Source organism: Ruegeria sp., assembly GCF_028066395.1.
In the GTDB taxonomy this organism is placed as follows: Bacteria; Pseudomonadota; Alphaproteobacteria; order Rhodobacterales; family Rhodobacteraceae; genus Ruegeria.
This window is the reverse complement of sequence record NZ_JALCBM010000004.1, coordinates 48,768-60,071: the sequence shown is the minus strand read 5'-3', so window position 1 is coordinate 60,071 and position 11,304 is coordinate 48,768. Positions and strand designations below refer to the sequence as shown.

Sequence of the window (11,304 nt, the reverse complement as noted above, 5' to 3'; positions counted from 1 at the left end):
CGCCGCGCCCGCTGGCTGAGTTGCATGTGCAGCAGATCGACCCGCACATGGCTGTCGGTGACCAGCGCATACGAGATGCCGACCATCGTCACCAGCCCGTAGAAATGCCACTGGATTTCATCCAGCTTGGGATAGTTCTGGTTCAGCAGATAGCGCAGCGCCACTTGCGAGACGATGGCCGCGATCAGCAGCAGGTTGGCCCACATGACCACATGGCCGACCATCTTGACACCGTTGTCGATGCCCACGGCCAGCTTCTGGCGGTCGGGTTCGCCATGTTCCAGAAGGCTTTCATAAACTTCGATCGGGTCGTTCTGCGTCCGCTTGGTCTCGGCCATGGTCTCCTCCTAAAGATACGGGGGCGTGGAGAGGCGAAAATGCGCCCGGGTCGGTTCGGAAAATGAAGAAAATCAGAAGATGCAGGGGCGGCAGATCAGGCCGCCCCTGACGAGGTGCAAGCGATCAGATCACTTGCGTGGGAGGAACGCGTTTTCCTTCCAGACGGCGTAACCGTCGCGGAATTCGTTCATGTCGGTCAGAACCTTGTTGAAGAATTCGTCCTGCGCGGCCTGCTCGGCGGCAACTTCTTCCCAGGTGCTGCGGAAGGTCGACAGCATCTCGTCATTCCACTGTTTGATCTCGACACCGTTGTTTTCCACGTTGTCGATCAGAGCTGTGTGCTGGATCGCCTCACCTTCGGCAAAGCTGTCGGCCATCGACGCCTTGCAGGCGGTGTTGATGATCGCTTTGTGCTGATCGCTGGCCTCGTTCCAGACGTCCTTGTTGATCATCAATTCGAACACGGTGGCCTGCTGGTGCCAGCCGGGGAAGTAGTTGTACTTGACCAGCTTGTGGAAACCCAGACGCGCATCGATAGCGGGCATCGAGAATTCGGTCGCGTCAATCGCGCCTTTTTCCAGCGCCGGGAAGATCTCGCCACCCGGCAGCAGCGAGGTCGCAACGCCCAGTTTCTGCATCACTTCGCCGCCCAGACCGAAAAAGCGCATCTTCAGGCCGTTCAGGTCTTCGGGGCTGTTGATCTCATTGGCGAACCAGCCCGAGGTTTCGGGGGCGATGATCGCGCAAGGGATGACATGGACGTTGAACCCGGCCTGATCATACATTTCCTGATACAGGCTCAGCCCGTTGCCATAATAGAGCCACGCCATGTATTCGCCCGCCTCGGGGCCGAAAGGCACGGCCGAGAACAGCGGTGCGGCGGGGATCTTACCGGCCCAATAGCCTGCGGTGGTATAGCCCGAGTTGATCTTGCCCGAGGATACGGCGTCCAGAATTTCAAACGGCGGGACCAGTTTGCCGGGCTCGTACACCTTCATCTTCAGCGTGCCGCCGGACATCAGGTCCAACTGCTCGGCCACGCGCGGGATCGGTGATCCCAGACCCGGCAGCGCGGTCGAAAACGCGATCGGGGTTTTCAGCAGCATCTTGTCAGCGGCCTGAACCGCAGGTGCGGCCAGCAGCGATGCCGCAACGGCGAGCGACGTCAGGGTGGTTTTCATGAGTTCTCCTCCAATATGTGCAGGTCGCCGATGGAACGGCTACCGGTCTGACCGCATCGGCGGCATGAGTGGTAAATATTATTGACCATAAGTTTCAGTCAATAATTTTGTTTACCACTGAACGCTTTACTAGGGTTGAAACCCCTCTGGGCCGGTTGCGATGATTTGAGGGTGGAAATTCGCAAAAACATGTCTTTTTCTTATAAAACAGGCGAATAAGGGCGTATGGCTCATCCGTAATTCTGGGTATTCTCCCTTGCAATGTTTTGTCGCAGTGGTAAATTAAAAGAACAACTTAAATTCTCCTGTTTCTGACCCGCAATCGGAGCAAACATGAGCAGCAGCAGCCCTTTTGAGCCCGTTGGCCACGAATCAATTGCCGACGCGGTGGTCGATCAGATCGAGACGATGATCGTCGATGGCATCCTGAAAGAGGGGCGCAGATTGCCGTCCGAACGTGATCTGGCCGAAGCGATGGGAGTGTCCCGCCCCAAGCTGCGCGAGGCGTTGCAGGTGCTGGAACAGCGCGGGTTGGTCACGGTGCGCCATGGCGAGGGCACGTTCATTGCCGCGTTGACCGGACGCGCCATGTCTCCGGCCTTGCTGTCGCTTTATGCCCGCCACGGCGGTGCGTTTTACGACTATCTCGAATACCGGCGCGAGCAGGAGGCCTTTGCCAGCCGCCTTGCCGCGCAGCGTGCAACGCAATCTGACAAGGAACGAATCGCCGACATCATGGACCAGATGCAGAAAGCCTGGGAAGATGATGATCTGGACGCCAGCCAAGAGGCCGATTTTCGCCTGCATGCGGCCGTTGTCGATGCCAGTCAGAACACGACCCTGATCCACATGATGGCTTCGGTCTACGATCTGACACGGCAGGGGGTGTTCTACAATCGCCGTTTCCTGCGTACGATGGATGGATCGGGTGAGAAGCTGCTGGCGCAACACCGCGAGATCGCGCAATCCATTCTGGACGGCGACCCGGACCGCGCCGAGGCTGCTGCCCGGGCGCATATGGACTTTGTCGAAACCTCGTTCCGAACCGGGCAAGAGCAACAGGCCCGAGAGCTGCGCGCGTCAAAACGGCGTTTGCTGTCTGTCTGATACCCTCGGGCTGGGTGCAACTGCTGTTTTGGCCCGACAAGCCCCGCGCATTTTCTGCTTTCCGGTCCGGGCGGCGATGGGGGTTCGGGGCCAAAACCTCGACGTGGTCAAGAATTCCCGATAAGACCGTGAGAGTTGGACCGCCTGCAGGTTATCAGGACATGCCTTGCTGATCGTATTTTCCATCACATTCCCGATCTATGCGGCCATGGTGATCGGGTATGTTGTGGTCCGGAAAGGCTGGTTTGCGCCGTCCGACATGCGGGTTCTGGGGCAATATGTGTTGAACATTGCCTTGCCCGCATTGCTGTTTCACGCCGTCGCGTCGCGAGATCTTTCCGACGTGTTCCACCCCGGCTATATGCTGGCCTATCTGTTGGGCGGGCTGGCGGCGATTGCGGTCTCGTATCTGTGGTTCACCGTCACTGGCGCAGCAAGCCAGAGGCGGGCGGTCGCCGTTATGGGCAGCGTTTGCCCCAATTCCGGGTTTGTGGGCTATCCGGTGATGCTGCTGGCCTTTCCCGATCAGGCGGGGGTGATCCTGGCGCTCAACTTTCTGATCGAAAACATTGTTTTGATCCCGATCTGCCTTGTGCTTATGGATTTGGCCGCTGAGCGGGGTGATATGTCGATCCCGCGCAGGTTGGGTGGAATTTTCTGGGGTATCCTGAAGCGCCCGATGGTGATTGCCCTGCTTTTGGGCCTTGGGGTTTCGCTGCTCCAACTCCCTGTCCCCGCCGCGGTGACCCAGCTTCTGAGCATGCTAGCCGCATCAGCCTCGGCGCTGGCGCTGGTTGTGATTGGTGGCGCACTGGTTGGGCTTCCCCTGAAGGGCAACCGCGCCTTTGCCACACAAATCGCGGCCAGCAAGCTTGTTCTGCATCCTGCGCTGGTTGCGGTGGCGGCCAGCGGTCTTGTTGCTTTGGGTCTGGTTGCGCTGCCCCCGGATTTGCACGCCGCCGTCATCCTGTCCGCCGCCATGCCGATGTTCGGGATTTACACGGTGTTCGCACAGGAACAGGGGCAAGAGGGCATTGCCTCGATTGCCATGCTGGCAGCCACATCACTGGCGTTTGTGACGCTCTCTGCCCTGCTGCTTTGGCTTGTGTAGTGTTTTGGAGCGTGACCAGAACGGAGGCACCACGCTACGCAGCGCCTCCGCAAAAGGTGAGATCAGGCAGCTTCCAAGGCAATTGCAATGCCTTGACCAACGCCGATGCACATGGTGCTGAGCGAACGTTTGCCGCCGGTCAGTGACAGTTCCAGCGCGGCAGTGCCGGTGATCCGGGCGCCAGACATACCTAGCGGGTGGCCAAGCGCGATTGCGCCGCCATTGGGGTTCACGCGCGGGTCGTCATCGGCGATGCCCAGATCGCGCAGGGTGGCAAGACCCTGGCTGGCAAAGGCTTCGTTCAGTTCAATCACATCGAAATCCGCCTGACCCAGCCCCAGACGCGCCATCAGTTTCTTCGACGCAGGGGCAGGGCCAAAGCCCATGATGCGTGGTGCTACGCCTGCGGTCGCGCCGCCCATGACGCGGGCGATTGGGGTCAGGCCATGCGCCTTGACGGCAGCCTCAGACGCCAGAATCAGCGCGGCTGCGCCGTCATTCACACCTGATGCGTTGCCTGCCGTGACCGAACCACCTTCGCGGAAGGGCGCGCGCAGCTTGGCCAGCGCCTCCAGCGTGGTCGAAGGGCGGGGGTGTTCATCGGTGTCGACGACAACCGGCTCTCCCTTGCGCTGAGGGATGATGATCGGCGCAATCTCGCGCGCCAGCCGCCCGCTTTCTTGCGCCACACCCGCATTCTGTTGCGAGCGCAGGGCGAAAGCGTCCTGATCTTCGCGGCTGATGTTGAAATCCTCGGCCACGTTTTCGGCGGTTTCGGGCATGGAATCCACGCCATATTGCTTTTTCATCAGCGGATTGACAAAGCGCCAGCCAATGGTGGTGTCGTGGATTTCATTGGCCCGCGAAAACGCGGCCCCCGCCTTGGGCATCACAAACGGCGCGCGGGTCATGCTTTCGACCCCGCCCGCGATCATCAGATCCGCCTCGCCCGCCTTGATAGCGCGGGCAGCGGTGATGATGGCGTCCATGCCCGAGCCGCACAGACGGTTCATCGTGGTGCCGGGCACGCTGTCCGGCAGACCCGCCAGCAGCGACGACATACGCGCCACGTTGCGGTTATCTTCGCCCGCCTGGTTGGCGCAGCCATAGATGACCTCATCCACGGCGGTCCAATCCAGATCGTGCTTGTCCATCAGCGCCTTCAGCGGCACCGCACCCAGATCATCGGCGCGCACCGTTGCCAGCGCGCCGCCAAAGCGACCGATGGGGGTACGGATATAGTCGCAGATATATACGTCCTGCATGTTCAGTCCTTTCTTACAGCGCGGGTACGATCAGATCGCCGACGGTGCCCTGCACGTTCAGGGGTGCTCCGGTCACGGCCTGCAGATCGTCAAAGGACAGAGCGGGCAGTTTTTCACGCAGCACAAACTGACCATCCTCGATATCGACCACCGCCAACGAGGTGTAGACGCGGGTCACGCAGCCCACACCGGTCAGCGGCATGGTGCAGGCGTCCAGCAGCTTAGGGTCGCCCTTTTTGGTGATGTGGTCGGTGACCACCGCCACGCGCTTGGCCCCGTGCACAAGATCCATCGCGCCGCCCACGGCGGGAACGCCGCCCTTGCCGGTGGACCAGTTCGCCAGATCACCGTTCTGCGCCACCTGATAGGCCCCCAGAATAGCCACATCCAGATGCCCGCCGCGCACCATCGAAAAGCTGTCGGCATGGTGGAAAAAGGCCGATCCGGGCTTCAGCGTGATCGCCTTTTTACCGGCGTTGATCAGGTCCCAGTCTTCCTCGCCTTCTTTCGGGGCTTCGCCAAAACCCAGCACGCCGTTTTCGGTGTGGAAGATGGCTTCGCGCCCCTCGGGCTGGAATTTGGCAACCATTTCGGGAAAGCCAATGCCCAGATTCACATAGGCCCCGTCTTCGATATCCTGAGCTGCGCGCCAGGCGATCTGTGCGTTCGACAGTTTGATGGCATTGATTGCGTCGCTCATGGGTACACGGCCTCCTGACGGTTGAGGGATTCTTCCTGCTGCGGATTGGCGACCTGCACGACGCCGTTGACGAAGATGCCGGGGGTGACGACCTGTTCGGGATCAATCTCACCGGGGGCCACGATCTGCGACACCTGCGCGATGGTCCGGGTCGCAGCCATGGCCATCAGCGGGTTGAAGTTCCGGCCTGCCATCCGGTAGGTCAGGTTGCCCATCGGGTCGCCCAACTGCGCCTTGATGATCGCGAAATCGGCCTTCAGCCAGCGTTCCTGCACGTAAGACCGCCCCTCGAATTCCTCGACCGGTTTGCCTTTGGCCAGATCAGTGCCAAAGCTGGTCGGCGTGTAAAAGGCGGGGATACCCGCACCACCGGCCCGGATACGTTCGGCCAGCGTGCCCTGAGGCACCAGCTCCAGCTCGATCCGGCCTTCCAGATAGCGTTCGGTAAAGGCGCGCGGATCGGCCGAGCGTGGGAAGGAACACACCATCTTGCGCACCATGTCCTGCTCGATCATCGCGGCGATGCCGACATGGCCATTGCCCGCATTGTTGTTGATCACTGTCAGATCGCGGGGGCGTTTGTCGATCAGGGCGTGGATCAGTTCGATCGGCGCGCCCGAGCCGCCGAACCCTCCGATCATGATTGTCGCGCCGTCGGGGATTTCCGCGACAGCATCTGCAACTGTGGCGATTGTCTTGTCCATCGTTCCTCCTGAATGGTTACGCCCGGGCAGGGCCGTATGATTCAGGGGAACCTAGGGGCGGGTGCGGGGCAGAGCCACGAAAGGTGATCATATATTGATCTTTGTTCATATAGTGAATAGTCCTGTTCTCATGGTGAACAAATCGACGGATTTCGTAGGATCATTGGCCAAGGGCCTGCGCGTGATTGAGGCGTTTCAGGCGGATCGGCCCCGACTCAGCATTACTGATGTCGCGCGGGAAACAGGGCTGGATCGCGCTACTGCGCGGCGGTGCCTGCTGACTTTGGTCGATCTGGGATATGCCAACTATGATGGCAAGTTCTTTTCGCTGACGCCGCGTATTCTGCGGCTGGGGGTTACTGCGCTGGCCTCGATGCCCTTGCCGCAGATCGTTCAGCCCTGGCTGGATCAGCTGTCGGATCAGGTCGGGCAATCCTGTTCGGTGTCAGTTCTGGAAGGGACCGAGATATTGTATATCGCCCGCGCCGCGCAGCGCCGGGTGATGTCCATCGGGTTGATGCCCGGCTCGCGCCTGCCTGCGTTTTGCACCTCGATGGGGCGCGTTCTGCTGGCGTCGCTGCCAAAGGATCAGGCGCGGGGGGTCATCGAAAGCTCGGACCTGACCCCGCGCACGCCCAAAAGTCTGACGGACATCTCGGACCTGATGCAGGAACTGGACCGGGTGCGTCTGCAAGGCTATGCGCTGGTGGATCAGGAGGTCGAGATCGGGCTGCGCTCAATCTCGGTGCCGCTGGTGAATCAGCGGGATGAGACGGTTGCTGCGCTGAACATCGGCATGGCCGCGATCCAGACAAGCGTTTCTTCGGTCGTGTCCACCTATCTGGATGACCTTCTGCGGGTGCAGGCGGGATTGAAACGGGTCCTGCGCTAGCGGGTCGTCAGGCTGGGAATCACATGGTCCATTTCGCCTTAAGAATATGCGCTTGCATTGGTGTATAACCAAAAGCACAAGCCGCGGGCTGTACATTTCAGTCGACTACCGTTGCCCCTTGTCTCATAGATAGCCTCTGTACAAAGGCGTCTGTCGGACCAGTGTCGGGATCAGTCCCGATCAGGAAAAGCACCGAGGCAGGTTTTCAAAACTGGTCTCAAACCGGATGCCACCGAAATGTCGCAGAGGAAACATCCCCGCGTAAGTCGGGCAAAGTTGAACGACGCGGCCCGCAGCAAGACCGCAGGTCGTTGAAAAGGAGAAAGACATGTTCCTGATAGGCTTGGAAGAGCATTTTGCGACACCTGAAATGCAGGAGCTGAACGGCATCAAATTTGCCAAAGGCTATCCGCGTTTTGATATCAACGATGTTAGCGCTGGACGGATTGCCCATATGGATGAGGCCGGGATCGACATTCAGGTTCTGTCCGCTCTGACCCCCGGCGCGCAGAACCTGCCGGGCGAGCAGGGCATCGCCTTTGCGCGCAAGATCAACGACTGGCTCGCCAAAGAAGTGATCCCCGCCTATCCGGACCGTTTCCGCGCCTTTTCAGTGCTGCCGCTGGCCTCGCCCGAAGCATCCGCCGATGAGCTTGAGCGCACCGTGCGCGACTATGGCTTCCTTGGCACGATGGTCTACGGCTTCGTCAACGGCAAGTTTCTGGATGACCCGATGTACGCGCCGCTGCTGGAGCGTGCCGAGGCGCTGGGCGTGCCGATCTACATCCACCCCAATTTCGCCACCGACGCCGCCAAGGACCTGTACTATAATGATCTGGACGATCAATGGGTCAGCAACATCCTCAGCGGTCCGGGCTATGGCTGGCATCAGGAGGTGGCGATCTGTTCGCTGCGTCTGGTCTGCCGCGGGATCTTTGACAAATACCCGAACCTGCAGATCGTTATCGGCCACATGGGCGAGGCGATCCCGTTCTACTACTACCGCTTCGGCGACGATCTGACGGCGATCACCAAGGACAAGCTGCAAAAGCCGATCCAGCAGTATTTCAACGACAACTTCTGGATCACCACCAGTGCCTTCTTCTCGGACGACCTGCTGCGGCTGGCGCTGTCGGTCATGGGTGAGGACCGGGTCATGTTCTCGGTCGATTACCCGTTTGTCAGCAACAAGCTGGGCGCCGACTGGTTCAACGCTGTGGATCTGCCACAGGCGACCAAAGAGAAGATCGCTCACAAAAACGCGGAACGTCTGCTGAAGATCGGGCCGTTCTAAAGAAATCAAAACGGTGGCGCGGTGAAGGACATCGGGCCACCAGCAACCAGCCAAGGAACGGTTGACGCGAACAAAGCCGTAACCCAGGGAGGACAGAATAATGGCGCATACAGACCAATCGGTCACAAAATACAGTGCAATGGCACGCATGTTGCATTGGCTCATGGCCGCAGGATTTATCTTCATGTGGGCCTGTGGGTACTACATGACCACTTGGGCGGGTGAGGACAGCCCGCTGCAAGAGACATTGTTTGATTTGCACATCTGGACCGGTGTCACACTGGGCATGCTGCTGATCTGGCGCATCGTTCTGCTGGTCATCTCGCCGCGTCCGCCCGAGCCCGAAGGCCTGACATGGATGGAATCCAAGGGATCGAAAGTTGGCCACGCGCTGCTGTACATCCTGCCAGCACTGATCATCACCATCGGTTGGCTTGAAACCGACTTTGGCGGTCATGGCGTGACCTGGTGGGGCGGTATCGAAATGCCCAAGCTGTTCCCGACGATCGAAAGCGAAACGCTCGAGAATCTGACGGCGACCTGGCACATGTGGCTGGCCTATATCATGCTGGTTGTTGTGATCGTCCACGTGGCGGCCGTGATCAAGCACCGCAAAGAGGGCCACGATGTCCTGCCCCGCATGGGCATCGGCAACGCCTCGGAAACCGATTGATTGAATACAGGCGGTGGCCGTTTCCGGCCACCGCACCCCCGAACCGCAGAGACCCGATAAGACCCGTTCCAGCTGAACCCGAACCAATAGATTTTTCCTCAGAAGCACGCGCTTCTGACCGCTAGCGCCCCGGGCGCCAGCCACCACCGAAAGAACAACACAACACCCACGAACGCGCGGCCAGCACACCAGCCATGCGAACGGCACCAATGTGTGTGCTGCAACCAAATTATGGGGTTTCCCCATGCAATCAGGAGAAGTTTCATGAACCAAATGACGATCAATGGCGTCAACAGCCAGACCTTCGTTTGTGCCAATATCCGGCGCTCCGAAGAGTTCTACACCAAGGCGCTTGGTATGAAAGTGGTCAAGCGCACGGTGCACCACAACGATGCGCACCTGCCCGTCGTCACCTTCGGATTCGAGCAGTTCCCCGGCGAAGGTGAGCGCACCGAGACCGTGACCTATATCGAGTGGAACCCGATCTTCTACATGATGCCCGAAAACGGCTTCGTCGATCCCGACGCCACCAAAGACGGCGTTGCCAACCCCCGCGTCGGTGACCCCAAAGGCCGCTGGGGCGCAGGCACCAACCACCACCTGGCGCTGCATGTTCCCAACCGCAACGGCCTGCTGAAGTGGAAGCGTCGCCTGACCGACATGGGCATCCACTGCACCGGTCCTTACAACCGGAACTATTTCCACGCGATCTACCTGCGTGACCCCGATGGCGCGATCATCGAGATTGCGACCTCTGAGCCGGGCTTTGGTCATGACGAGGCTGTGCTGGGTTCGAAATTCTGCCCGCAGCCGCCCGAAAACCTGATCGGTGGCCGGAACGAGCTGGCGGTTGCTTCGGAAACCTGGCCGCATGACTGCAGCGTGATCACCAGCGATTATGCGATGCGCGGCTTCCACCACATCACCTCGATCTCGAGCAACGCCGAGCGGACCGAGAAGTTCTTTGTCGAGACCGTCGGCCTGAACCTGATCAAGAAGACCGACTATCTGGATGAGAAGGGTGGCACCCACTACTACTACGCCTGTGACGATGACCTGTCGCCGGGTTCGGTTCTGACCTTCTTCGGCCTGCCGAACTATGCCAAGGGTCGTCTGGGCACCGGTCTGACCCACCACTTCACGCTTGAGGTGGAAAACGATGCGGCGCTGGCCGATCAGCGGGATCGCCTGATCAAGGCGGGTGTCGAGGTGTCGGGTATCCAGAACAAGCTCTATTCGCAGGAATTCAACTTCCTCGACCCCGACGGCCACATCTGTGCGGTTTCGACCCCCGATGACTTCACCATCGATGAAGATGCTGACTCGCTGGGTCAGAACCTGTGCCTGCCCGAGCAGCTGGAAGGCGAACGGGTTCAGATCGAACGTGCAGCTGCGCTGCGTCCGGCTCCTACTCCGCAACTCCCGGACTAACAGCAGCACCAGACCGGCGGCACTCCTTCCCTCAGCCGCCGGTCTGACCTTTTCGAACAGACACGTCACGAGAAAGAAACAGACGATGGGCCACTTTATTTCCTTGCCGCAAGAAACCGTGCTTTGGGGTGAAAACAGTCTTGCAACCTCGCTGGGCCGGTTCCCCGAGTTTGGCATCGAACGCCCGATCATCTTCGTCGTCGACGTGCTGGAAGACCTGATGCGGGCCGAGGTTCTGCCCCATCTGGCCGAGCCCCAGGTGGGCATCGTCACTGACCTGCCTGCCCACGCGCCCGACACCGGCATTCGCGCCGCGCTGGAAGAATGCAAACGTCTGGGCGCGCAATCGATCATCGCCATGGGCGGTGGTTCGGTTCTGGATGCGGCCAAGGCCGTATCTTATCTGCATTTCGAGGAAACCGGGCAGTATCTGCCCATCGCGGCGCTGCCGACCACGGTTTCAGGCTCGGAATATTCTCATTACTTCGGCATCACCGAAACCGATGGCGATCAGCTGTTCAAGCGCAGCTATGCCGTGAAAGAGACCACACCGAAAGTGGTCGCGCTTGACCCGGCTCTGATCCGGTCGGCACCGCGTGCGCTGCTG

General features: G+C 59.8%; 12 protein-coding genes. 7 read left to right on the top strand and 5 right to left on the bottom strand.

The window, feature by feature from the left end:
• The coding region (locus MPJ51_RS02425; protein WP_298381475.1) for a TRAP transporter small permease subunit at positions 1-338 on the bottom strand (338 nt) is incomplete at its 3' end.
• Positions 339-467: 129 nt separating this feature from the next.
• A complete protein-coding gene (locus MPJ51_RS02420; protein ID WP_298381394.1) occupies positions 468-1,520 on the bottom strand; it encodes a TRAP transporter substrate-binding protein in 1,053 nt (350 codons plus the stop codon).
• Positions 1,521-1,853: 333 nt separating this feature from the next.
• Between MPJ51_RS02420 and MPJ51_RS02415 the strand changes: the two genes are divergently transcribed.
• A complete protein-coding gene (locus MPJ51_RS02415) occupies positions 1,854-2,627 on the top strand; it encodes a FadR/GntR family transcriptional regulator (protein WP_298381393.1) in 774 nt (257 codons plus the stop codon).
• 166 nt (positions 2,628-2,793) lie between these two features.
• On the top strand, positions 2,794-3,738 hold the full coding sequence (locus MPJ51_RS02410; RefSeq protein ID WP_298381392.1) for an AEC family transporter: 945 nt from the start codon (positions 2,794-2,796) through the stop codon (positions 3,736-3,738).
• 62 nt (positions 3,739-3,800) lie between these two features.
• Here MPJ51_RS02410 and pcaF read toward each other — a convergent pair whose 3' ends face one another.
• Genes pcaF through MPJ51_RS02395 form a run of 3 tightly spaced genes read right to left on the bottom strand, consistent with a single transcriptional unit; the run spans position 3,801 to position 6,407 of the window.
• On the bottom strand, positions 3,801-5,003 hold the full coding sequence (gene pcaF / locus MPJ51_RS02405; protein ID WP_298381391.1) for a 3-oxoadipyl-CoA thiolase: 1,203 nt from the start codon (positions 5,001-5,003) through the stop codon (positions 3,801-3,803).
• A gap of 13 nt (positions 5,004-5,016) precedes the next feature.
• Positions 5,017-5,703: a 3-oxoacid CoA-transferase subunit B gene (locus MPJ51_RS02400; RefSeq protein WP_298381390.1), complete on the bottom strand. Its 687-nt coding sequence runs from the start codon at positions 5,701-5,703 to the stop codon at positions 5,017-5,019.
• On the bottom strand, positions 5,700-6,407 hold the full coding sequence (locus MPJ51_RS02395) for a 3-oxoacid CoA-transferase subunit A (protein ID WP_298381389.1): 708 nt from the start codon (positions 6,405-6,407) through the stop codon (positions 5,700-5,702). Before MPJ51_RS02395 ends, MPJ51_RS02400 begins: the two co-directional genes overlap by 4 nt.
• A gap of 130 nt (positions 6,408-6,537) precedes the next feature.
• Between MPJ51_RS02395 and MPJ51_RS02390 the strand changes: the two genes are divergently transcribed.
• The 5 genes from MPJ51_RS02390 to MPJ51_RS02370 form a co-directional block, all read left to right on the top strand.
• Positions 6,538-7,299 carry an IclR family transcriptional regulator gene (locus MPJ51_RS02390; RefSeq protein ID WP_298381388.1) on the top strand — a complete coding sequence of 254 codons (762 nt, stop codon included), beginning with the start codon at positions 6,538-6,540 and terminating at the stop codon, positions 7,297-7,299.
• 328 nt (positions 7,300-7,627) lie between these two features.
• Positions 7,628-8,593: an amidohydrolase family protein gene (locus MPJ51_RS02385; RefSeq protein WP_298381387.1), complete on the top strand. Its 966-nt coding sequence runs from the start codon at positions 7,628-7,630 to the stop codon at positions 8,591-8,593.
• Positions 8,594-8,693: 100 nt separating this feature from the next.
• Positions 8,694-9,266, top strand: a complete 573-nt coding sequence (locus MPJ51_RS02380) for a cytochrome b/b6 domain-containing protein (protein ID WP_298381386.1) — start codon at positions 8,694-8,696, stop codon at positions 9,264-9,266.
• A 264-nt stretch (positions 9,267-9,530) separates the two neighbouring features.
• The gene (locus tag MPJ51_RS02375) at positions 9,531-10,697 is read left to right on the top strand and encodes a VOC family protein (RefSeq protein ID WP_298381385.1); all 1,167 of its coding nucleotides are present in this window, start codon (positions 9,531-9,533) and stop codon (positions 10,695-10,697) included.
• A gap of 85 nt (positions 10,698-10,782) precedes the next feature.
• On the top strand, positions 10,783-11,304 hold a 522-nt coding region (locus MPJ51_RS02370), incomplete at its 3' end, for an iron-containing alcohol dehydrogenase (RefSeq protein WP_298381384.1).

What these genes read in the sequence shown, in the direction of transcription:
- MPJ51_RS02385 (WP_298381387.1), top strand. Translation starts at nt 7,628, where the DNA reads ATGTTCCTGATAGGCTTGGAAGAGCATTTTGCGACACCTGAAATGCAG.
- MPJ51_RS02375 (WP_298381385.1), top strand. Translation starts at nt 9,531, where the DNA reads ATGAACCAAATGACGATCAATGGCGTCAACAGCCAGACCTTCGTTTGT.
- pcaF (WP_298381391.1), bottom strand. Translation starts at nt 5,003, where the DNA reads ATGCAGGACGTATATATCTGCGACTATATCCGTACCCCCATCGGTCGC.
- MPJ51_RS02380 (WP_298381386.1), top strand. Translation starts at nt 8,694, where the DNA reads ATGGCGCATACAGACCAATCGGTCACAAAATACAGTGCAATGGCACGC.
- MPJ51_RS02415 (WP_298381393.1), top strand. Translation starts at nt 1,854, where the DNA reads ATGAGCAGCAGCAGCCCTTTTGAGCCCGTTGGCCACGAATCAATTGCC.
- MPJ51_RS02400 (WP_298381390.1), bottom strand. Translation starts at nt 5,703, where the DNA reads ATGAGCGACGCAATCAATGCCATCAAACTGTCGAACGCACAGATCGCC.
- MPJ51_RS02420 (WP_298381394.1), bottom strand. Translation starts at nt 1,520, where the DNA reads ATGAAAACCACCCTGACGTCGCTCGCCGTTGCGGCATCGCTGCTGGCC.
- MPJ51_RS02395 (WP_298381389.1), bottom strand. Translation starts at nt 6,407, where the DNA reads ATGGACAAGACAATCGCCACAGTTGCAGATGCTGTCGCGGAAATCCCC.
- MPJ51_RS02390 (WP_298381388.1), top strand. Translation starts at nt 6,538, where the DNA reads ATGGTGAACAAATCGACGGATTTCGTAGGATCATTGGCCAAGGGCCTG.